Annotated in this window: 18 protein-coding genes; 14 read left to right on the top strand and 4 right to left on the bottom strand. The window is 74.1% G+C overall.

The window, feature by feature from the left end; translation table 11 throughout:
* The first annotated feature begins 79 nt into the window (after positions 1-79).
* The 5 genes from rpsO to AC1WTP_RS14935 all read left to right on the top strand — a co-directional run bounded on the left by rpsO (position 80) and on the right by AC1WTP_RS14935 (position 5,752).
* Positions 80-349 (top strand): 30S ribosomal protein S15, encoded by a 270-nt coding sequence (gene rpsO / locus AC1WTP_RS14915; protein ID WP_043962418.1) that lies wholly within the window; start codon positions 80-82, stop codon positions 347-349.
* Between the two features lie 220 nt (positions 350-569).
* Positions 570-2,948 (top strand): polyribonucleotide nucleotidyltransferase, encoded by a 2,379-nt coding sequence (locus AC1WTP_RS14920; protein WP_481649846.1) that lies wholly within the window; start codon positions 570-572, stop codon positions 2,946-2,948.
* 47 nt (positions 2,949-2,995) lie between these two features.
* Complete coding sequence (locus AC1WTP_RS14925; protein ID WP_481649847.1) at positions 2,996-4,390, top strand: M16 family metallopeptidase; 1,395 nt, start codon at positions 2,996-2,998, stop codon at positions 4,388-4,390.
* A gap of 81 nt (positions 4,391-4,471) precedes the next feature.
* A complete protein-coding gene (gene dapB, locus AC1WTP_RS14930; protein ID WP_481649848.1) occupies positions 4,472-5,245 on the top strand; it encodes a 4-hydroxy-tetrahydrodipicolinate reductase in 774 nt (257 codons plus the stop codon).
* A 42-nt stretch (positions 5,246-5,287) separates the two neighbouring features.
* On the top strand, positions 5,288-5,752 hold the full coding sequence (locus tag AC1WTP_RS14935; protein WP_481649849.1) for a GNAT family N-acetyltransferase: 465 nt from the start codon (positions 5,288-5,290) through the stop codon (positions 5,750-5,752).
* A gap of 86 nt (positions 5,753-5,838) precedes the next feature.
* Here AC1WTP_RS14935 and AC1WTP_RS14940 read toward each other — a convergent pair whose 3' ends face one another.
* Positions 5,839-6,420: an N-acetyltransferase family protein gene (locus tag AC1WTP_RS14940; RefSeq protein WP_481649850.1), complete on the bottom strand. Its 582-nt coding sequence runs from the start codon at positions 6,418-6,420 to the stop codon at positions 5,839-5,841.
* Between the two features lie 35 nt (positions 6,421-6,455).
* Here AC1WTP_RS14940 and AC1WTP_RS14945 point away from each other — a divergent pair, with 35 nt between their 5' ends.
* The gene (locus AC1WTP_RS14945) at positions 6,456-7,733 is read left to right on the top strand and encodes a glycosyltransferase family 87 protein (RefSeq protein WP_481649851.1); all 1,278 of its coding nucleotides are present in this window, start codon (positions 6,456-6,458) and stop codon (positions 7,731-7,733) included.
* Here the strand turns inward: AC1WTP_RS14945 and AC1WTP_RS14950 are convergent.
* Entirely contained in the window at positions 7,632-8,183 is a 552-nt protein-coding gene (locus tag AC1WTP_RS14950; RefSeq protein ID WP_481649852.1) for an N-acetyltransferase family protein, read from the bottom strand. The two genes, AC1WTP_RS14945 and AC1WTP_RS14950, sit on opposite strands and share 102 nt — an antisense overlap.
* A 78-nt stretch (positions 8,184-8,261) precedes the next feature.
* Between AC1WTP_RS14950 and AC1WTP_RS14955 the strand changes: the two genes are divergently transcribed.
* From AC1WTP_RS14955 to AC1WTP_RS14980, 6 genes are all read left to right on the top strand, one after another.
* Positions 8,262-9,491, top strand: coding sequence for a winged helix-turn-helix domain-containing protein (locus AC1WTP_RS14955; RefSeq protein ID WP_481649853.1), 1,230 nt, complete (start codon positions 8,262-8,264; stop codon positions 9,489-9,491).
* Positions 9,488-10,048 (top strand): DUF2752 domain-containing protein, encoded by a 561-nt coding sequence (locus AC1WTP_RS14960; RefSeq protein ID WP_481649854.1) that lies wholly within the window; start codon positions 9,488-9,490, stop codon positions 10,046-10,048. The genes AC1WTP_RS14955 and AC1WTP_RS14960 overlap by 4 nt, the downstream gene beginning before the upstream one ends.
* Positions 10,049-10,154: 106 nt before the next feature.
* Positions 10,155-10,898, top strand: coding sequence for an FAD-dependent thymidylate synthase (gene thyX, locus AC1WTP_RS14965; RefSeq protein ID WP_481649918.1), 744 nt, complete (start codon positions 10,155-10,157; stop codon positions 10,896-10,898).
* A gap of 47 nt (positions 10,899-10,945) precedes the next feature.
* Positions 10,946-11,872 (top strand): 4-hydroxy-tetrahydrodipicolinate synthase, encoded by a 927-nt coding sequence (gene dapA / locus AC1WTP_RS14970; protein ID WP_481649855.1) that lies wholly within the window; start codon positions 10,946-10,948, stop codon positions 11,870-11,872.
* 52 nt (positions 11,873-11,924) lie between these two features.
* Positions 11,925-13,613, top strand: coding sequence for a ribonuclease J (locus tag AC1WTP_RS14975; RefSeq protein WP_481649856.1), 1,689 nt, complete (start codon positions 11,925-11,927; stop codon positions 13,611-13,613).
* Positions 13,614-13,786: 173 nt separating this feature from the next.
* On the top strand, positions 13,787-15,400 hold the full coding sequence (locus tag AC1WTP_RS14980) for a S1 family peptidase (protein WP_481649857.1): 1,614 nt from the start codon (positions 13,787-13,789) through the stop codon (positions 15,398-15,400).
* Positions 15,401-15,687: 287 nt separating this feature from the next.
* On the opposite strand, the gene AC1WTP_RS14985 is transcribed toward AC1WTP_RS14980, so the two are convergent.
* Both AC1WTP_RS14985 and AC1WTP_RS14990 read right to left on the bottom strand, forming a co-directional pair.
* Positions 15,688-17,259, bottom strand: a complete 1,572-nt coding sequence (locus tag AC1WTP_RS14985; RefSeq protein WP_481649858.1) for a YbjN domain-containing protein — start codon at positions 17,257-17,259, stop codon at positions 15,688-15,690.
* 156 nt (positions 17,260-17,415) lie between these two features.
* Complete coding sequence (locus tag AC1WTP_RS14990) at positions 17,416-17,895, bottom strand: type III secretion system chaperone family protein (RefSeq protein WP_481649859.1); 480 nt, start codon at positions 17,893-17,895, stop codon at positions 17,416-17,418.
* Positions 17,896-18,008: 113 nt separating this feature from the next.
* Between AC1WTP_RS14990 and AC1WTP_RS14995 the strand changes: the two genes are divergently transcribed.
* Entirely contained in the window at positions 18,009-20,465 is a 2,457-nt protein-coding gene (locus AC1WTP_RS14995) for a DNA translocase FtsK (protein WP_481649860.1), read from the top strand.
* On the top strand, positions 20,458-20,847 hold the full coding sequence (locus tag AC1WTP_RS15000) for a VOC family protein (RefSeq protein ID WP_481649861.1): 390 nt from the start codon (positions 20,458-20,460) through the stop codon (positions 20,845-20,847). The genes AC1WTP_RS14995 and AC1WTP_RS15000 overlap by 8 nt, the downstream gene beginning before the upstream one ends.
* The last annotated feature ends 42 nt before the right edge of the window (positions 20,848-20,889 follow it).

Below are 20,889 nucleotides of genomic sequence, written 5' to 3' on the forward strand. Positions count from 1 at the left end.
GGGTGCGAGGTACCGGTCCGTTCCCGGTCCCCTGACCGGTCCGACGGACACCATCGACAACCCACGAAACAGGGAGAACATGGCGCTCGACCAGGAAGCCAAGGCCAAGATCCGCGCGGAGTACGCGACCGCCGAGGGCGACACCGGTTCGCCGGAGGTGCAGGTCGCGGTCCTCACCAAGCGGATCGCCGAGCTCACCGAGCACCTGAAGGTGCACAAGCACGACCACCACAGCCGCCGTGGGCTGCTGCTGCTGGTCGGCCGTCGCCGTCGGCTGCTCAACTACGTCCAGAAGAAGGACATCAACCGCTACCGGTCGCTCATCGAGCGGCTCGGTCTGCGCCGGTGACGTGACGGGGGAGTGGCCGACCGGCCGCTCCCCCGCTCCGCACCACAGAAGAACAGGGCCGCGCGACCACCCGAACAGGGAGCCGGTCAGCGTACCGGTCTCCGGTAGTGGCCCCCGGGCACCCGGCATCTCGCCGCCACCCGGGCGCTTCGATCGAAGACCGGCCGTCTGAGCAGCTCTCCGCGTCGTGGGCCCCCGATGCGAAGGAGCACGACCGCACATGACCGAGAGTAACCTCGGCACCCAGTCCCGCACCGCCGTGATCGACAACGGGGCCTTCGGCACCCGTGAGATCACCTTCTCCACCGGCCGGCTGGCCCGCCAGGCCGCCGGCTCCGTGATCGCCCAGCTGGGCGAGACGGTGGTGCTCTCCGCCACCACCGCGGGCAAGCAGCCCAAGGAGCAGTTCGACTTCTTCCCGCTGACCGTGGACGTGGAGGAGCGGATGTACGCCGCGGGCCGGATCCCCGGCTCGTTCTTCCGCCGGGAGGGCCGGCCCAGCGAGGACGCCATCCTCACCTGCCGGCTGATCGACCGGCCGCTGCGCCCGTCGTTCGTCAAGGGCCTGCGCAACGAGGTCCAGGTCGTCGAGACCGTCCTCGCCCTCGACCCGCAGCACCCGTACGACGTGGTGGCGATCAACGCCGCCTCGATGTCGACCAAGCTCTCCGGCCTGCCGTTCTCCGGCCCGATCGGGGCGACCCGGATGGCGCACGTCGACGGCCAGTGGGTCGCCTTCCCGACCCACGAGGAGCTGGCCCGGGCCACCTTCGACATGGTGGTGGCCGGCCGCGCCCTGCCCGACGGCGACGTCGCGATCATGATGGTCGAGGCCGAGGCCACCGAGCACACCGTGGCACTGGTCGCCGGCGGCGCCCCCGCCCCGACCGAGGAGGTCGTGGCCAGCGGTCTGGAGGCCGCCAAGCCGGCCATCCGCGAGCTGTGCCGGGCGCAGGGCGAGCTGGCCGAGGTGGCCGCCAAGCCGGTCGCCGAGTTCCCGGTCTTCCTGGACTACTCCGACGACGCGTACGACGCGGTGGCCGAGCTGGCCCGCGCCGACGTGGCCGAGGCGCTGAAGATCGCCGGCAAGGCCGACCGCGAGGAGGCCCTGGACCGGATCAAGGCCCGGGTGGCCGAGGAGCTCGGCCCGCGCTTCGAGGGCCGGGAGAAGGAGCTCAGCGCCGCGCTGCGGTCGCTGACCAAGTCCGAGGTCCGCAGCCGGGTGCTGCGCGAGCAGGTGCGCATCGACGGCCGCGGCCCGCGCGACATCCGGCCGCTGACCGCCGAGGTCGGCGTGCTGCCCCGGGTGCACGGCTCGGCGCTGTTCGAGCGGGGCGAGACCCAGATCCTGGGCGTCACCACGCTGAACATGCTGCGCATGGAGCAGTCGCTGGACACCCTCTCCCCGGAGAAGTCCAAGCGCTACATGCACAACTACAACTTCCCGCCGTACTCGACCGGTGAGACCGGCCGGGTCGGTTCGCCGAAGCGGCGCGAGATCGGCCACGGCGCGCTCGCCGAGCGGGCGCTGATCCCGGTGCTGCCCTCGCGCGAGGAGTTCCCGTACGCCATCCGGCAGGTCTCCGAGGCGCTCGGCTCCAACGGCTCCACCTCGATGGGCTCGGTCTGCGCCTCGACGCTGGGCCTGCTCAGCGCGGGTGTGCCGCTGAAGGCGCCGGTCGCCGGCATCGCCATGGGCCTGATCTCCGACGAGGTCGACGGCAAGACCCAGTACGTGACGCTGACCGACATCCTCGGCGCCGAGGACGCGTTCGGCGACATGGACTTCAAGGTCGCCGGCACCCGGGACTTCGTGACCGCGCTCCAGCTCGACACCAAGCTCGACGGCATCCCGTCCGACGTGCTGGCCGCCGCGCTGCAGCAGGCCCACGAGGCCCGGCAGACCATCCTCGACGTGATGCAGCGGGCGATCGAGGCGCCGGCCGAGATGTCGGACTACGCCCCGCGGGTCACCACCGTCAAGATCCCGGTCGACAAGATCGGCATGGTGATCGGCCCGAAGGGGCAGACCATCAACGCCATCCAGGACGAGACCGGCGCCGAGATCTCCATCGAGGACGACGGCACCATCTACGTCGGCGCCACCAACGGCCCGTCGGCCCAGGCGGCGGTGGAGCGGATCAACGCGATCGCCAACCCGACGCTGCCGAAGGTCGGCGACCGGTTCCTCGGCACCGTGGTGAAGACGGCCGCGTTCGGCGCGTTCGTCTCGCTGCTGCCGGGCCGGGACGGCCTGCTGCACATCTCCAAGGTGGGCGACGGCAAGCGGGTCGAGAAGGTCGAGGACTTCCTCAACGTCGGCGACCGGGTCGAGGTCGAGATCGCGGACATCGACGCCCGCGGCAAGATCTACCTGGACAAGGTCCGCCCGGAGGGCGCCGAGGCGCCGGCCGAGGGCGAGGCCGGTGGCGAGCGGCCGGCCGGCCGCGACCGGGGCGACCGGGGCCCGCGTGACCGGGGCGACCGCGAGCGCGGCGAGCGGGGCGGTCGGGGCCCCGGCGGCGGCGAGCGCGGCCCGGGCGGCGGCGAGGGTGGCGAGGGCGGCGAGCGTCCGCGCCGCCGGACCCGGCACAGCTGACGCCTGACCATCGCACCACCCACCCCTCGTCGATCTTGGAGCAACACGTGAGTCGGGCCGTTCGTGCGCCGTTTCCGCCGGATCGACGGGGGGTGGCCGCGTCCGCCGGGGCCACCCGCGCCGGCGGCGCCGCCCGGGCGGTCACCCGGACCCTGAGCGACGACCCGTTGGGCGGCACGGTACGCCGTACCGTGCTGCCCAGCGGGCTGCGCGTGCTCACCGAGGCCATCCCGGCGATGCGCAGCGTGTCGTTCGGCATCTGGGTGGCGGTCGGCTCCCGCGACGAGACCGGCCCGCAGGCCGGTGCCGCGCACTTCCTGGAGCACCTGCTCTTCAAGGGCACCCGCAAGCGCGGCGCGCTGGAGATCTCCTCGGCGATCGAGGCGGTGGGCGGCGAGACCAACGCCTTCACCACGAAGGAATACACCTGCTACTACGCCCGGGTGCTCGACGAGGACCTGCCGCTGGCCATCGACGTCATGTGCGACCTGGTCGCCGACTCGGTGCTGGACCCGGCCGATGTGGAGACCGAGCGGGGCGTGATCCTCGAAGAGATCGCCATGCACGACGACGAGCCCGCTGACGAGGTGCACGACCTCTTCGCCCGGGCGGTCTACGGCGACCACCCGCTCGGACGGCTGATCTCCGGCACCGAGGAGACGGTCACGCCGATGAGCCGGCGGCAGATCCAGAGCTTCTACCGGCGCCGCTACGTCGCGCCGCAGATCGTCATCGCAGCCGCCGGCAACCTGGACCACGCCGCCGTGGTCAAGCTGGTCCGCCAGGCGCTGCGCGGCACCCCGCTGGACACCGACCCGGCGTCGCCGGCGCCGCACCGGTCGGCCACTCCGGCGGTACGCACGAAGGCCGCGACCACCCTGGTCGAGCCGAAGGAGACCGAGCAGGCGCACGTCATCCTCGGCTGCCCCGGCATCGACCGGCTCGACGAGCGGCGGTTCGCCCTCGGCGTGCTCAACAACGTGCTCGGCGGCGGCATGTCCAGCCGGCTGTTCCAGGAGATCCGCGAGCAGCGCGGCCTGGCCTACTCGGTCTACTCCTACGCCAGCCAGTACGCCGACACCGGCCTGTTCGCGGTCTACGCGGGCTGCGCCCCGGGCAAGGTGGACGAGGTGCTGGAGCTGACCCGGGCCGAGCTGGCCCGGGTGGCCGCCGACGGGCTGACCGAGACGGAGGTCGCCCGGGGCAAGGGCATGTCGAAGGGGTCGTTCGTGCTCGGCCTGGAGGACACCGGCTCCCGGATGAGCCGGCTGGCCAAGGGCGAGCTGCTCTACGGCGACCTGATGCCGGTCGACGAGCTGCTCACCCGGGTGGACGCGGTGACCGTGGACGACGTCAACACCCTCGCCGCCGAGCTGCTGAGCCGACCGATGTCACTGGCCGTGGTCGGCCCGTTCGGCGAGCACGACTTCGCCGCCCGCTGACCGTCGACGCCGGTCCGGGGCCGGTGGGACGGTGGCCGGCCCGCCCGGTGACGGCGTCCCGATTGGGATAGGTTGTGCCCCGTGACTGACGAGCAGGAGAAGGGCGCGGCCGAGCCGATCCGGGTCGGTGTGCTGGGTGCCCGCGGCCGGATGGGTGTCGAGGTGTGCAAGGCGGTCGACGCCGCCGCCGACATGGAGTTGGTGGCGATGGTCGACCAGGGCGACTGGCTGTTCAACGCCTCCGACGCCGGCGCCGAGGTGGTCGTCGACTTCACCACTCCGGACGTCGTCATGGACAACCTGCACTGGTGCATCGACCAGGGCATCAACGCGGTGGTCGGCACCACGGGCTTCACCGAGCAGCGGCTGGAGCGGGTGCGCGGGTGGCTGGCCCGCAAGCCCGGGGTCGGCGTGGTGATCGCGCCCAACTTCGGCATCGGCGCGGTGCTGATGATGCAGTTCGCCGCGCGGGCGGCCCGGCACTTCGAGTCGGTCGAGATCATCGAGCAGCACCACCCGCGCAAGCTGGACGCCCCGAGCGGCACCGCCACGCACACCGCGCGGCTGATCGCGGCGGCCCGCGCCGAGGCCGGGTTCGGCCCGGTGCCCGACGCGACCAAGGACGAGGTCGCCGGTGCCCGGGGCGCCGACATCGACGGGGTACGCGTGCACGCCGTGCGCGCCACCGGGCTGGTCGCCCATCAGGAGGTGCTCTTCGGCACCACCGGCGAGACGCTGACCATCCGGCACGACTCGTACGACCGGGCCTCGTTCATGCCCGGGGTGCTGCTGGCCGTGCGCGCGGTGCGCAACCGGCCGGGCCTGACCGTCGGCCTGGACGCCCTGCTCGACTGAAACCGCTCGCCGGACCGCCGGGGCGGCTCCTACGCTGCCCCGGTGATCGATTCTGGAGAGCTCGACCGGGCCGGGCGCCGGGTCACCCTGCGGCCGGTGGACGACCACAACTGGCGGGCGGTGGCCGACGTCGCCCCGCGCGACGACCAGCGGGACTGGGTGCCCGCGCTGGCGGCCCGCTACCTGCTGCTGACCATGCGCTCGGAGGTGTGGACCTCGCTCGCCGTGTACGCGGACGAGACGGTGGCCGGGCACGTCATGTGGGGGGTCGACGACGACGGCTCCCGCTGGATCGGCGGGATGGTCATCGACGCCGCCGAACAGGGCCGGGGCGTCGGGCGTGCCGCCGTGGCCACCCTCGCCGGCTGGCTGGCCGCCCAGGGCGAGCCGGTCCGGCTCTCGTACCACCCCGACAACACCGACGCCGCCCGCCTCTACACGACCCTCGGCTTCCGCCCCACCGGCGCGATGGAGGACGACGAACTGATCGCCGAACTCGCGCCCTGACCCCGCCGTCCGGTCCCGCGATCTTGCACTTCGGCCCGTGGTACGGGCCGACCTGCCCCGGTTCGCCGGGTGCAAGGTCGCGGGGGTCAGTCGGTGGGGAGCGGTTCGGTGGGGACCGCGACGTGGAGGCGGAGCTGGTTGACCAGCATGTCGTCGACGTCCAGGGCGCGGGCGGCGCCGTCGGGTTCCCAGCCGGTGCCGGTGAGGAACTTCCGGGTCGCCTCGTCGGCGTCGAACGCCCAGGCCAACGCGCGGGCGAAGCCGTCTTCCCGCCACAGGTCCACGCTGGCGGCGAGCAGCCGGCTGCCGTGCCCCCGCCGGCCCCAGCGCGGCTCGACCAGCAGGTCGGTGACCGCCACCACGTCCGGCCCGAGCGCCTCGGCCGGCTCGCCCGGGGCGAGCGCCTCCGCGTCGGCCGGACCGGAGGCGGCGAACCCCACCAGATAGGATTGCTCGGCCTGTTCGACGGCGACCAGCACCCGGTGGCTGGGCGACGGCGGCTCCTGCACCGCGGCGCTCCACCGCCGGGCGAGCCACGCCTCGTCCAGGTTGTCGAGCACGTGCCGGGGCAGGATCCGGCGATAGGCGACCCGCCAGGTCGCGAGCTGGATGCGTGCGATCTCGCCGGCGTCCTCGGGACGCGCCGGGCGGACGTACCCGAGAGCCATGGGACGGAAGCCTACGCAGGGCGAGGGAGGCGACGGTGGCCGAGGGTGCCAGGCGGACGGTCGGGCAGGTCGTCGGGGTGGTGGCGCTCGCCGCCGCGGTGACCGCCTTCCTCTCCGTGGCGGCCGTGCGGCACGGCTTCTTCGACCTCAAGGTCTACTACGGCGCGCTCACCTGGTGGGTGCACGACGGCGGGGAGGTCTACGACTTCCTCAAGCCGGGCACCCAGTACGGCTTCACCTACCCGCCGTTCGCCGCCCTGGTCATGTTGCCGATGGCGTACCTGCCGTGGTTGGCGGCGATCACCGTCAGCGTGACCGCCAGCGTGCTGACCAGCGCCGTGCTGATCTGGTGGCTGGTCGACCCGATCGCCCGCCGGGCCGGCTGGACCCGCTGGTTCGCCCTCGCCGTCGCGCTCTGCCTGGCCGCCGCCTACGAGCCGATGCGCGAGACGGTCAACTTCGGCCAGGTCAACACCCTGCTGCTCTTCCTGGTCGCGGTCGACCTGCTGCGGTTGCTGCCCGCCGGCAGCCGGTGGGCCGGGGTGGGCATCGGCCTGGCCACCGCGATCAAGCTGACCCCGGGCATCTTCATCGTCTACCTGCTGGTCACCGGGCGCTGGCGGGCGGCGGTCACCTCGATGGCCACCGCGGCCGGGGCGAGCCTGCTGGCCGCCGCGCTCTTTCCGGACGCCTCCCGGGAGTTCTGGACCGAGGCGTTGTGGAACACCGCCCGGGTGGGCGAGCTGGCGTTCGTCTCCAACCAGTCGCTGAACGGCGTGGTGGCCCGGCTGGACCCGGAGCACCCGAGCACCCTGACCTGGCTGGTCCTGGTCCTCGGCACGCTGACGCTCTGGGCGTGGCGCTCCCGGGCCGCGGTGGCCGCCGGCGACGAGGCGACCGGCCTGGCCCTGACCGGCGCGGCGATGTGCCTGGTCAGCCCGGTCACCTGGGTGCACCACCTGGTCTGGCTGCTGCCCGGGCTGATCCTGCTGGTGGACAACGGCATGGCCGCGCCCGCCCGCGGCCGCCGGCGCCGGGTGCTGCTGGCCGCCGCGGCCGTCGGGTACGGCTTCCTGATCAGCCGGATCGTCTGGGCCTGGGAGAAGGACTTCACCGGGGTGGACGGTTTCCTCGGCGCCAACACCTACGTCTGGATCAGCCTGGCCCTGCTGGCGTTCCTGCCGATCCGCCGCCCGGCGGCGCCGGCCGGGTCAGCCGTCGAGACGTCCGGCGTACCGCAGCTCGACCAGCCCGACCGGCGGACGGCCGCCGGCGAGCGGCACCGGGTAGGTCGACCGCTCACCGTCCGGTGACAGGCCGGCCCGCTGGTAGAACCGGCGGGCCCGGTGGTTTCCCTCGAGCACCCAGAGCCGGTAGTCGGCCCAGCCGCGTTCGCGCAGGCCGGCGTGGGCGGCCGCGAGCAGGGCGAGGGCCGTGCCGTCACCCCAGTGCGCCGGCTCCACGTACATCGCCACCACCTCCCCGTGCGCCGGGTCGAGGTCGGCCCGGTCCTGGTTGTTGCGGTACGGGCCGAACGTGGTGAACCCGGCCAGTACGCCGTCGACCTCGGCGAGCAGGGTGGTGAACGGGTGCTCCGGATCGGCGGTGCCGACGTCGCGGCGGCGCTGGGCCCAGGCCGTGACGTTCAGCCGGGCCAGCACCTCGTCGGGCATCAGCCCGGCGTACCCGGTCTGCCAGCCGTGCACGTGCACCCGGGCGACCGCCTCGGCGTCGTCGGGCTCCTCCCGGCGGATGGTGAGCATGCGTCCGTTCTATGCCGGCACGGGCGATCGGTCCAGCGTCCGCTCCGGCGTCGTACCCGTGGATTAACCTCGCCGACGATGGCCGCACCGGAATCGCTCTCGCTCGCCCAGGCCCGCCGGGTGGCGCTCGCCGCCCAGGGCTTCGCCGACCCCGCACCCGCCGGGGTGCCCACCCGACGGCACCTGCGCCGGGTGCTCGACCGGGTCGGGCTGATCCAGATGGACTCGGTCAACGTGCTGCAACGCGCGCACTACCTGCCGCTCTACAGCCGGCTCGGCCCCTACCCGACGGCGCTGCTCGACACCGCCGCCTACCGCCGCCCCCGCGAGCTGTTCGAATACTGGGGGCACGAGGCGTCGCTGGTGCCGGTCGGGCTGCACCCGGCGCTGCGCTGGCGGATGGCCAAGGCCCACTCGGATTCCTGGGGCGGCATGCGCCGGATCGCCCAGGAGCAGCCCGGCCTGGTCGCCTGGGTGCGTGACGAGGTGGCCGCCCGGGGCCCGCTCACCGCGGCCGAGATCGAGCACGACGCGCCCCGGGAGACCGGCAACTGGGGCTGGAACTGGTCGGCGGTGAAGCGCGCCCTGGAGTTCCTGTTCTGGGCCGGCGAGGTCACCGCCGCCGAACGCACCACGTCCTTCGCCCGCCGCTACGACCTGCCCGAGCGGGTGCTGCCCGCCGCCGTGCTGGACGCGCCGACACCGACCGACGCCGAGGCCCACCGCGCACTGGTGGCGATCGCCGCCCGGTCGCTGGGGGTGGCCGCCGAGCCGGAGCTGCGCGACTACTTCCGGCTTCCGCTGGCCGGCGCCCGGCAGGCGATCGCCGAGCTGGTCGAGGCCGGCGAGCTGACCCCGGTCTCCGTCCAGGGCTGGCGGCAGCCGGCCTGGCTGCACGCCCAGGCCCGGCTGCCCCGCTGGGTGCGCGGCAACACCCTGGTCAGTCCGTTCGACCCGCTGGTCTGGGAACGCGCCCGCACCGAACGGCTCTTCGACTTCAGCTACCGGATCGAGATCTACGTGCCGGCGCCGCAGCGGGTGTACGGCTACTACGTGCTGCCCTTCCTGCAGGGGGAGCGGTTCACCGCCCGGGTCGACCTGAAGGCCGACCGCAAGGCCGGGGTGCTCCAGGTGCCGGCCGCCTGGGTGGAGCCGGGCGCCGACCCGGGCGAGACCGCGCTGGCGCTCGCCGCCGAGCTGCACCGCCTCGCCGGCTGGCTCGGCCTGGACGCGGTGGCCCCGCCCACCGCCGGTGACCTGGCCGTCCCGCTGGCCGCCGCGCTGGTGGGCATCGCCGGTGTACGGTGAGCGGCGTGACGAGCGTTGACGGACCGGCCGGCCAGCCGCAGCCGCCGGCCGGCGCGCCGGACGCCCCGGCGTGGCCCGCGGACCAGGTACCGCCCTACCCGGTCGCCGAACCGGACCGGCTCACCCGGTTCGTGACCCGGCTCTACGGCCGTTCGCCCCGCTGGGTGGTGCCGCTGGCCGCGGTCGGCTGCGTCGCCGCCGGCATCGGCTACACGCTGCTCAGCGACCCGACCCGGTCGGCGCCGGACGCCGCGCCGACCTGCCTGCTGAAGCTGACCACCGGGCTGGACTGTCCCGGCTGCGGCGGCACCCGCGCGCTCTGGTACGTGCTGCACGCCGACCTGCCGGCCGCCGCCCGGCACCACTTCCTCTTCGTCTTCGCGCTGCCCTTCCTGGCCTACCTCTTCGTCGTCTGGGCGGGGCGGCAGGCGTTCGGCTGGCGCCTGCCGGAGCTGCGGATCGGCCCGAAGGTGATCTCCGGTTTCCTGGCCGTCTGGATGGCCTTCTCGGTGCTGCGCAACCTGCCCTGGGCCCCGTTCACCTCGCTCTACGTCTGACCGGGGGCCTGCGCCCGCCGCGCGTGACGGGTGATCGAGGTTGCACCGGGCGAGCCTGACTTGGGTGGGGCGGGGGCCCGCCACTACAGTCCGAGGAATGCCGGACATGGTGCAGCCCCAGGTGAAGCTCGTCGCGTGGACCCACTTCGAGGCCCCGGACGACGTGCCGTGGTCGACCGACGCCGACGGCGGGCAGGCGCTCGCGGAGTTCGCCGGCCGGGCCTGCTACCAGAGCTGGAAGAAGCCCAACCCGGCCACCGCCACCAACGCCGGCTACCTGGCGCACATCCTGGAGGTCGGCCACCTCTCGGTGCTGGAGCACGGTTCGGTGAGCTTCTACTTCACCGGGGTGTCCCGGTCGTTCACCCACGAGCTGATCCGGCACCGGCACTTCTCGTACTCCCAGCTGTCCCAGCGGTACGTGCCGGAGCGGGACGCCGCCATGGTCGAGCCGGCGGTGATCGCCGAGGACCCGGAGCTGCACAAGCGGTTCGTCGAGGCGGCCGAGGCGAGCGTGCGGGCGTACAACGAGTTGCTGGAGGGGCTGGAGCGACGCTTCGCCGACGTGGAGAACGCCACCCTGCGGCGCAAGCAGGCGCGGCAGGCCGCCCGCGCGGTGCTGCCCAACGCCACCGAGACCCGGATCGTGGTCACCGGCAACTACCGGGCCTGGCGGCACTTCATCGCGATGCGCGCCACCGAGCACGCCGACGTGGAGATCCGCGAGCTGGCGGTGGAGTGCCTGCGCCAGTTGCAGCGGGTCGCGCCGAACGTCTTCGCCGACTTCGCCATCTCGACCCTGCCGGACGGCACCGAGGTGGCGGCGAGCCCGCACGCCGAGCTGTCCTGAGCCCTTCCCCGGCGGGCGCCCGGTGCTCGTCCGCTAGGTTGGATGGCATGACGCACGACCACCCTGACAGCCGCGACCGGGCGGTGTCCCGCCCGTTCGGGCGAGTGCTCACGGCCATGGTGACCCCGTTCACCGCCGACGGCTCGCTCGACCTCGACGGCGCCGCGCGACTGGCGAACCACCTGGTCGACGAGCAGGGCAACGACGCGCTGGTGGTCAACGGCACGACCGGCGAGTCGCCGACCACCACCGACGCGGAGAAGGAGCGGCTGATCCGGGTCGTGGTGGAGGCCGTCGGCGACCGGGCCAAGGTGGTGGCCGGGGTGGGCACCAACGACACCCGGCACACCATCGAGCTGGCCGCCGCCGCCGAGAAGGCCGGCGCGAACGGCCTGCTGGTGGTGACGCCGTACTACAACAAGCCGCCGCAGAGCGGCCTGCTGCGCCACTTCACCGCCGTCGCGGACGCCACCGGCCTGCCGATGATGCTCTACGACATCCCGCACCGCGCGGGCGTGCCGATCGCCACCGAGACGATGGTGCGCCTCGCCGAGCACGGCCGGATCGTCGCGGTCAAGGACGCCAAGGGCGACCTGACCGCCACGAGTTGGGTGACCAGCCGCGCCAACCTCGCCTTCTACAGCGGCGAGGACTCGCTCACCCTGCCCGCGCTGGCCGTCGGCGCCGTGGGCGTGGTCGGCACCTCGACCCACTTCACCGGCGCGCCGACCAAGCGGATGATCGAGGCGTACGACGCGGGGGACACCCGCACGGCGCTGGAGCTGCACCGGCGGCTGCTGCCGCTGTACACCGGCATCTTCCGCACCCAGGGCGTGATCCTGGTGAAGGCGGGTCTCGCGGCCAAGGGCCTGCCGGCCGGCCCGGTCCGCCCGCCGCTGGTGGACGCCACCGACGACGAACTCGCCCAGCTGCGCGCGGACTGCGCGGCGGCGGGCCTGGAACTGCCCGAATGACCGAACGACACGACGGACGCCGGATGACGGCGTCGCAGAATGAGGTGGACGCGTGACCGAGGCGCACATCGCGGTGGAACTTCCCCCGCCGCTGCCGGAGGGTGGACTGCGGATCATCCCGCTCGGCGGGCTCGGCGCCATCGGTCGGAACATGACCGTCTTCGAGTACGACGGCAAGCTGCTGATCGTCGACTGCGGAGTGCTGTTCCCGGACGTGGAGCAGCCCGGCGTCGATCTGATCCTGCCCGACTTCGGCCCGATCCTGGACCGGCTCGCCGACGTGCAGGCGATCGTGCTCACCCACGGCCACGAGGACCACATCGGCGCGGTGCCCTACCTGCTCGCCCACAAGCCGGACATCCCGCTGGTCGGCTCCCAGTTCACCCTCGCCCTGGTCGAGGCGAAGCTCGCCGAGCGGCGGATCCAGCCGTACACGCTGACCGTGCGGGAGGGCGGCCGGGAGCGGCTCGGCCCGTTCGAGTGCGAGTTCTTCGCGGTGAACCACTCGATCCCGGACGCGCTCGCGGTGGCCATCCGCACCCCGGCCGGCCTGGTGCTGCACACCGGCGACTTCAAGATGGACCAGCTCCCGCTGGACGGCCGGATCACCGACCTGGCCGGGTTCGCCCGCCTCGGCGCCGAGGGCGTGGACCTGCTGCTCTCCGACTCCACCAACGCGGAGATCCCCGGCTTCGTCACCCCCGAGCGGGAGATCGGGCCGGTGCTCGACTCGATCTTCGCCAAGGCCACCGGCCGGATCATCGTGGCCTCGTTCGCCTCGCACGTGCACCGGGTGCAGCAGGTCTTCGACTCCGCCGCCGAGCACGGCCGCAAGGTCGCGCTGATCGGCCGGTCCATGGTCCGCAACATGGGCATCGCCCGCGACCTGGGGCTGCTCAACATCCCGGCCGGCCTGGTCGTCGGGATCGAGGAGGCGACCACGCTGCCGCCGGAGCAGATCGTGCTGATGTCCACCGGTTCGCAGGGCGAGCCGATGAGCGCGCTGGGCCGGATGGCCAGCGGCGACCACCGGCACATCACCATCGCCCCCGGCGACACCGTGGTGCTCGCCTCCTCGCTGGTGCCCGGCAACGAGACCTCGGTCTACCGGGTGATCAACCGGCTGGCCCGGGCCGGGGCGGTCGTGGTGCACAAGGACGTGGCCAAGGTGCACGTCTCCGGTCACGCGCCCGCCGGTGAGCTGCTCTACCTGCTCAACGTGGTGCGGCCCAGCAACCTGATGCCGGTGCACGGCGAGTGGCGCCACCTGCGCGCGCACGCCCGGCTCGGCATCGAGTCCGGCGTGGCGGCGGACCGGGTGGTGCTCTGCGAGGACGGCGACGTGGTCGACCTGGTCGAGGGGCGGGCGAGCCTGGTCGGGCACGTGAAGAGCCGCTACGTCTACGTCGACGGCCTCGCCGTCGGCGACGTCAGCGAGTCGCTGCTCACCGAGCGGCGGATCCTCGGCGACGGCGGCTTCATCGCCACCACCGTGGTGGTCGACTCGGTCACCGGCAAGGTGGTCGGCGGCCCGACCCTCTCCGCGAAGGGCTTCTCCGAGGACCCGGAGGCGTTCAACCCGGTGATCCCGCTGGTCACCGAGGCGCTGAACCGGGCCGCGGCGGACGGCATCACCGACCCGCACCAGCTCCAGCAGATCGTCCGGCGCACCGTGGGGCGGTGGGTCAACGACGCGTACCGTCGGCGGCCGATGATCGTCCCCACCGTCGTCGAGGTCTGAGCCGTACGATCCGGCGCCCGTCCGCACCCACGTGCGGGCGGGCGCCGTCGGCTTCGACGGCACGATTTTTGCCCCTGGAATAGTTTTCGGTCGATTGTTCAACCGTCCGTCGCCCGCACCCGTACTCCGTCCCAGGCAGGCGTACCCCGCGCCGGCCGGGAGGAGCGTGGCGGATGGACCGCAGACGGATGACAGCCATCGGCGTCCTGGTGGCGGCGGCGGGAGCGGCGGCGGCGGTGACCCTGCCGGCGCTGGCCGGGGAGGGCACCGCCCCACCGGCCGACCGGACGGGCGACGCGGCGGCCACCGCCGGGGTCGCCCGTGAGGTGGTCGACGCGATGCGCCGCGACCTGTCGCTCAGCCCGGAGCAGGTGGCCGACCGGCTGCGCAGCGAACGCCGGGCCGCCGGCGCGGTGGCCCGGCTCCGCGCCGAACTCGGCACCGACTACGGCGGCAGCTGGCTCAGCGGGGACGGCCGCCAGCTGACCGTGGCGGTCGCCGACCCGGCCGAAGCCGACCGGGTGCGCGCCGCCGGTGCGGTGCCGAAGCAGGTGGCCCGGGGCGTCGGCGAGCTGGACGCGGTCAAGCGCCGGCTGGACCGGGCCGGCGGCCAGGCCAGCCCGGACGTGGCCGGCTGGTACGTCGACGTGGCCGACAACAGCGTGGTGGTGCTCGCCCAGCCGGGCGCCGAGGCGGCCGGCCGGCGGTTCGCCGCCGCGAGCGGGGCACCGGCGGGGGCGGTCCGGGTGCGGACCGCGGCCGAGGCGCCCCGCCTGCTGTTCGACGTGCGCGGCGGGGACGCGTTCTTCATCAACAACGCCGGCCGCTGCTCGGTCGGCTTCTCCGTGGTCGGCGGGTTCGTCACGGCCGGGCACTGCGGCCGGCCGGGGGACCGCACCACCGGGTCGAACCGGGTCGCCCAGGGCACCTTCCGCGCCTCGTCCTTCCCCGGTGACGACTGGGCGTTCGTCGAGGTGAACGACGACTGGACGCCGCAGGGCGTGGTGAACGACTTCAACGGCGGCACGGTGCCGGTGGCCGGCTCGCAGGAGGCGCCGATCGGGGCGTCGATCTGCCGGTCCGGCTCGACGACCGGCACCCGCTGCGGGGTGATCCAGGCCCGCAACGCCACGGTCAACTACCCGGAGGGCACGGTCACCGGGCTGACCCGCACCAACGTCTGCGCCGAGCCGGGCGACTCGGGCGGCGCCTGGCTCTCCGGCGACCAGGCGCAGGGCGTCACCTCCGGTGGTTCCGGCGACTGCACCCGGGGTGGGGTCACCTTCTTCCAGCCGGTCAACGAGATCCTCGCCGCCAACGGGCTGACCCTGGTCACCGCCGACGGCGGCGAGGCGCCGGCGCCCACCGCGCCGGCCGAGCCGCCGGCGCCCACCGCGCCGGCCGAGCCGCCGGCGCCCACCGCGCCGGCCGAGCCGCCGGCCGCCACCACCCCGCCGCCCCCGCCGGCCGCCGGCGACACCGACTGCGCCGGCCAGGTCACCCGCGCCGGCTCGCTGGCCGCCGGGCGGACCCAGACCCAGCCGGACGGCCGCTGGTTCCGCGCCCCGGCCGGCCCGCAGCGGGCCTGCCTGGACGCCCCGGACGGGGCCGGGTTCGCGCTCACCCTCCAGCGCTGGACCGGCACCGGCTGGCGGACCGTGGCCCGCGCCGACACCGACGGGGAGGCGGCCCGGTTGACGGTGGACGGCCCGGCCGGGGCCTACCGCTACCGGGTGACCGCGCTGCGCGGGTCCGGCGACTACACCCTGGCGTTCTCCGCCGGCTGAGCCGCGCGACACCCGAGGCGGGCGGGCCGCCGACATCCCCGTGCATGTCGGCGACCGGCCCGAGCCGGGTGCGGGGTCCGGTGACGCCGCCGGTCAGCTCCGCCCGAAGCGGCGGCGGAGCAGCAGCAGCCCCGCCCCGACGGTGCCGGTGGAGGCGGGTCATCGTGGACTCCCAGGGGGCGGTGCGCTCGACGGGGGAGTCACTCCCGGGCCGGCGATCGGGTTGCGCTGCTGTCGGATGGCGGTCGGTGGACGTGGTCACCGCAACCGGCGGAGCCGTTCGCGCGTCAGGGCAGCTCGGCGACCGCCTCGGCGTACCCGACGCCGGTGCGGACGGCCGCGTCCAGCAGCACGCTGAGCTGGGCCGGGGCCACCCCGTGCGCCAGATCGGTGCTGACGTCGCCGGCCAGCGCCAGCTCACCGCCGAGATCGTGCACGTACGCCTTCGGCAGCAGCCGGTCGTGGTTCCAGGCGTTGCAGAACGCGTACGCCTCGGCGAGCCGGCCGGCCGGAAGTCGGCGCGCCGCGACCACCCGCACGTGCAGGATCTCCCCGCGTTCGCCGGCCTGCCGGAACTGGATCACCGCCGGGCCCCACCGGCCGACCACCGTGCCGCCGTCGCCCAGCTGGTAGCGGTCACCCCGCCGGTCCAGCGCCGCCATGATCATGGCCTGGGTCAGCGGCGCCGGTTCCAGCTCCGCCGGCCCGGCGTCGTCGTCGAGCGGGTCGTCGAGGTCGTCCGGCGCGTCGTCGGCGGGCAACGGGACCGGGCCGGCCAGCGGCCGCTCGGCCAGCCAGGACGCGATCCGGCCGGACTGGTGGCCGGTGCCGTTGCGGGCGTCGAAGCTGCCGGCCAGCCGGGTGGCGGTGCCGAGCAGGGTGTGCCCCAGCGTCTCGACGTCCAGCTCGGCGGCCGGCCGGGGCCCGGCGGCGGGTCGGTGCAGCGTCCGGCCGCCCAGCCCCGCCTCGACGGCGAGCGCGCAGACCAGCGCCCCGGCGGCGGCGAACTCCATCGCGGACAGGTCGTCGGCCGGGCGGTCCAGCCGGGGCAACTGCTCGGCGAGGATGTCCAGCCCCCGGTCGAGGTGCCCGCCGAGCGCGCAGAACCGCAGGTGCGCCGAGAGGTACGGGAAGGCGGCGGGTTCCCGCCGGTGCCGCCGGTACGCCCGCACGTGCGCCTGTCCGGCCTGCTCCGGCTCCCCGGCCCGCAGCCAGGGCAGCAGTGCCGCGGCGAGCGCCCGCTCCGGCTGCTCGGTGCAGGCGACCGTCCCGTCGACCGGGCCGCGCAGCACCTCCAGCGCGGCCCGCCAGTCGCCCCAGCCGGCGAGCAGTTCGGCCCGGCGGGCCGGGGCGCAGCCGGGGCACCCGTCGGCCGGCCCGGGCGCGGCGGCCGCCCACCGGTCGTACCACCGGCGGGCGGTGGGCTCGTCGCCCAGGTGGTCGGCGATCCGGCAGCGCAGCTCCGCGACCACCGCGACGTCCCCGTCGGCGGGAGCCGTCCGGGCGGCCAGGTCGTCCAGCATGGACCGGGCCTGGTCCAGCCCGATCCGGGGCGTGCCGAGCAGCGCCTCCACCGCGTACCGCTGGTAGCGCAGCAGCAGCTCGGCGTCGGCCGCCGGGAGCAGGTCGGGCCGGCGGTCGACGGCGGCCAGGCAGCGGCGCACCGGTTCCACCAGCCGCCACCGCTCCCCGCCCAGCAGGTACGCCTCGACCAGCGCGAACCGGGCGGCCACCGCGGTCCGGTCGGCCCCGGCCGCGTCCGCGTGCGCGGCGATCCGTTCCAGCTCGGCGGTCCGGGCCTCGCCGTCGGGCAGGTCCCCGGCGTCGGCGAGCGCGTCGGCCAGCTGGCGCTCGCTCATGCCGGCACTCCGCTTCGCTGCGTGCCGTCATGAGGCACGTCCGCGCCGCGCCGATGATTCGCTCGCTGGCGCTCGCTCATGCCGGCACTCCGCTTCGCTGCGTGCCGTCATGAGGCACGTCCGCGCCGCGCCGATGATTCGCTCGCTGGCGCTCGCTCATGGCACCACCGCGCCGGGCAGCCGGTGCACCTCGGCGGCGAGCTGGCAGCCGGTGGCGATGCCGCAGTCGAGCAGCTGGTCCAGCTGGTGCGGGGTGACGCCGAGTTCCAGGTCGGCGATCACCTCGCCGCAGACCCGGGCCCGGCCGTCGTCCTCCACGTGTACGAACGCCTTGGGCCAGAGCCGGTCGTGGTTCCAGCCGTTGCAGAACGCGTACAGCGCGGGGACGTGCTCGATGGAGAAGGTGGGAGCGGCGACGGTGCGGACCTGGAGCAGCTCCCCGGCGGGACCCAGGCGCAGGAACCAGATCAGGCTGTCGTCCCAGCGGCCGACCAGGTCGCCGTCCGGGTCGTGGTGGACGACGTAGCCCCGGCTGGCCAGCACCGCGGCGATCAGCTCGCGGGTCAACGGTCGCAGTTCCCGGGGATGTCCGGCCAGGGGGCCGTCCGGACCGTCCTCGATTTCCGGCGACGCCATGGGGCATCCCTTCAGCGGCGAATATCACGGCGGACGGCGAGGTCCGTGCTGCGACGCGCGGACACGACCCGGAAAAGCGGCGATCTGCCGGGTCACGCCGTTAAGTTGATGCTATGGCGGGCCGTACCTCTCAGGCGAGCCGGCGGCGCGGCGCGTCGCCGCGCGGCGCAACGAACAGCCGTGCCCGCCAACCGGCGAAGAAGACCCGGGCCCCGGCGCGGCGCACCGCGGCCACCCGTCCGGGTCCGGCGGCCTACGTCGGCCGGGCCGTCGGTGCACTGTGGATGGGGCTGGCGCACGGCGTCGGCTGGGCGGTGCGCGCGGCCGGTCGGCAGGCGGCCACCGCCCGGGACCTCGATCCCGAGCACCGCCGCGACGGCGCGGGCCTGCTGGTCTTCGGGCTCGCCCTGCTCAGCGCGGTGGGGATCTGGTTCTCGGCGGCCGGCCCGGTCGGCGAGCGGGTGGCCGACACGGTCCGGCTCTTTCTCGGCGCGATCGCCATCGTGGTCCCGGTGCTGCTGATGATCGGCGCCTGGCGGCTGATGCGGCAGCCGGTCGACCCGGAGCACCGCGGTCGCGGGCTGGTCGGCTGGGGCTCGCTGCTGGTGGCCACGGCCGCGCTGCTGCACATCGGGCAGGAGCCGGTGGACGAGGTCCAGCGCGACTTCGCCGGCGGGCTGGTCGGCGCCGGGGTGGGCAGCCTGCTGGAGCGGGCGGTCACCGCCTGGGTCGCGGTGCCGCTGCTGATCCTGCTGCTGGTCTTCGGCCTGCTGGTGGTCACCGCCACGCCGATCAACAAGATCCCCGAGCGGCTCGGGCTGCTGGCCGGCGCGGTGACCGGCGCGCCCGCCGCCGAGGACGCGGCGGAGGAGACCGAGGCCCGCGCCACACCCGGCCGCCGGCGCCCCGCGAAGCGGATGCCGCCACCGCTGGACCCGGACGACTTCGACGACCTCGACGACGGCGTGGACCTGCAGGACACCATCGTGCTGCCGCGCAAGGCGCCGGCCAAGGTGCCGGCGACCCGCAAGCCGGTCGAGCCGCCGGAACACTCGCCCGCGCCCACCCGGGCCGAGCAGTTGGCGCTGACCGGGCTGGCCGGCGACTACACGCTGCCGCCGGCGAACATGCTCAGCGGCGGCGCGGCCCCCAAGAAGCGGAGCAAGGCCAACGACGAGGTGATCGCCGCGCTCACCGGCGTCTTCGAGCAGTTCGACGTGGACGCCGCGGTCACCGGCTTCACCCGCGGCCCGACGGTCACCCGTTACGAGGTCGAGCTGGGGCACGGCGTCAAGGTCGAGCGGATCACCCAGCTCTCCCGCAACATCGCGTACGCGGTGAAGTCGCCGGACGTGCGCATCCTCAGCCCGATCCCGGGCAAGAGCGCGGTCGGCGTGGAGATCCCCAACACCGACCCGGAGAACGTCGCGCTCGGCGACGTGCTGCGCTCGCGGGCCGCCACCGGCGACCACCACCCGATGGTGGTCGCGCTCGGCAAGGACATCGAGGGCGGCTACGTGGTGGCCAACCTGGCCAAGATGCCGCACATCCTGATCGCCGGCGCCACCGGCGCGGGCAAGTCCTCCTGCCTGAACTCGCTGCTGGTGTCGATCCTCACCCGGGCCACCCCGGACGAGGTGCGGCTGCTGCTGATCGACCCGAAGCGGGTCGAGATGACCGGCTACGAGGGCATCCCGCACCTGGTCACCCCGATCGTGACCAACGCGAAGAAGGCGGCCGACTCGCTGGAGTGGGTCGTCCGCGAGATGGACATGCGCTACGACGACCTCGCCGCCAACGGGGTCCGGCACATCGACGACTTCAACCGCAAGGTGCGCAACGGCGAGATCAAGGCCCCGCCGGGCAGCGAGCGGGAGCTGCGGCCGTACCCGTACCTGCTGGTGATCGTGGACGAGCTGGCCGACCTGATGATGGTCGCCCCGCGCGACGTGGAGGACTCGATCGTCCGGATCACCCAGTTGGCCCGGGCCGCCGGCATCCACCTGGTGCTGGCCACCCAGCGGCCGTCGGTGGACGTGGTCACCGGCCTGATCAAGGCGAACGTGCCGTCCCGGCTCGCGTTCGCCACCTCCTCGCTGGCCGACAGCCGGGTCATCCTCGACCAGCCGGGGGCGGAGAAGCTGCTCGGCCGGGGCGACGGGCTGTTCCTGCCGATGGGCGCCTCGAAGCCCATCCGGATCCAGGGCGCCTGGGTCACCGAGCGCGAGATCGCCGACGTGGTGAAGTTCTGCAAGGACCAGCGCGAGCCGGAGTTCCGCCCGGACGTGCTGACCGTCGCGCAGGACAGCAAGAAGAAGATCGACGAGGACATCGGTGACGACCTCGACCTGCTGGTGCAGGCGATCGAACTGGTGGTCACCTCGCAGTTCGGCTCGACCTCGATGCTGCAACGCAAGCTGCGGGTCGGCTTCGCCAAGGCGGGCCGGCTGATGGATCTGATGGAGACCCGGGGCGTGGTCGGGCCGTCCGAGGGTTCCAAGGCCCGCGACGTGCTGGTCAAGCCGGACGAGCTGGAGGAGGTCCTGGCCGGCCTGCGCGGCGATGAGTGATCCGCTGGCGGAGGAGCTTTTTCCGATCCTCACCGCCGCGGACCTGCCGGCCGCCCTCGGCTTCTACCGGGACCTGCTCGGCGGGACGCTCAGCTACCGCTTCCCCGACACCGGCGACCCGGAGTACGTCTCGCTGAGCTTCGGGGCCGGTCAGCTCGGCATCGGGCGCCAGGCGGAACCGGGGCCGCCGCCCGACGACCGGGTCGCGCTCTGGGTGTACGTACGAAACTGCGACGTCGCGGTCGACCGGCTGCGCGCGGCCGGGGTGACCGTGCTGGCGGAACCGGCGGCGCAGCCGTGGGGTGAGCGGATGGCGGTCGTCCGCGACCCCGACGGCCACCGGGTGATCGTCGCCGACCGGGGCGGCACCGACGCCCGCTGAGCCGGTGCGCGCCGGGGTGCGCCGGCCGGCCCCTTACGCGGA

It is taken from the genome of Micromonospora sp. R311 (genome assembly GCF_056780015.1).

What these genes read in the sequence shown, in the direction of transcription:
- rpsO (WP_043962418.1), top strand. Translation starts at nt 80, where the DNA reads ATGGCGCTCGACCAGGAAGCCAAGGCCAAGATCCGCGCGGAGTACGCG.
- AC1WTP_RS14920 (WP_481649846.1), top strand. Translation starts at nt 570, where the DNA reads ATGACCGAGAGTAACCTCGGCACCCAGTCCCGCACCGCCGTGATCGAC.
- AC1WTP_RS14940 (WP_481649850.1), bottom strand. Translation starts at nt 6,420, where the DNA reads ATGGCTCTCGGGTACGTCCGCCCGGCGCGTCCCGAGGACGCCGGCGAG.
- AC1WTP_RS14950 (WP_481649852.1), bottom strand. Translation starts at nt 8,183, where the DNA reads ATGCTCACCATCCGCCGGGAGGAGCCCGACGACGCCGAGGCGGTCGCC.
- AC1WTP_RS14955 (WP_481649853.1), top strand. Translation starts at nt 8,262, where the DNA reads ATGGCCGCACCGGAATCGCTCTCGCTCGCCCAGGCCCGCCGGGTGGCG.
- thyX (WP_481649918.1), top strand. Translation starts at nt 10,155, where the DNA reads ATGGTGCAGCCCCAGGTGAAGCTCGTCGCGTGGACCCACTTCGAGGCC.
- dapA (WP_481649855.1), top strand. Translation starts at nt 10,946, where the DNA reads ATGACGCACGACCACCCTGACAGCCGCGACCGGGCGGTGTCCCGCCCG.
- AC1WTP_RS14980 (WP_481649857.1), top strand. Translation starts at nt 13,787, where the DNA reads ATGGACCGCAGACGGATGACAGCCATCGGCGTCCTGGTGGCGGCGGCG.
- AC1WTP_RS14985 (WP_481649858.1), bottom strand. Translation starts at nt 17,259, where the DNA reads ATGAGCGAGCGCCAGCTGGCCGACGCGCTCGCCGACGCCGGGGACCTG.
- AC1WTP_RS14990 (WP_481649859.1), bottom strand. Translation starts at nt 17,895, where the DNA reads ATGGCGTCGCCGGAAATCGAGGACGGTCCGGACGGCCCCCTGGCCGGA.
- AC1WTP_RS14995 (WP_481649860.1), top strand. Translation starts at nt 18,009, where the DNA reads ATGGCGGGCCGTACCTCTCAGGCGAGCCGGCGGCGCGGCGCGTCGCCG.
- AC1WTP_RS15000 (WP_481649861.1), top strand. Translation starts at nt 20,458, where the DNA reads ATGAGTGATCCGCTGGCGGAGGAGCTTTTTCCGATCCTCACCGCCGCG.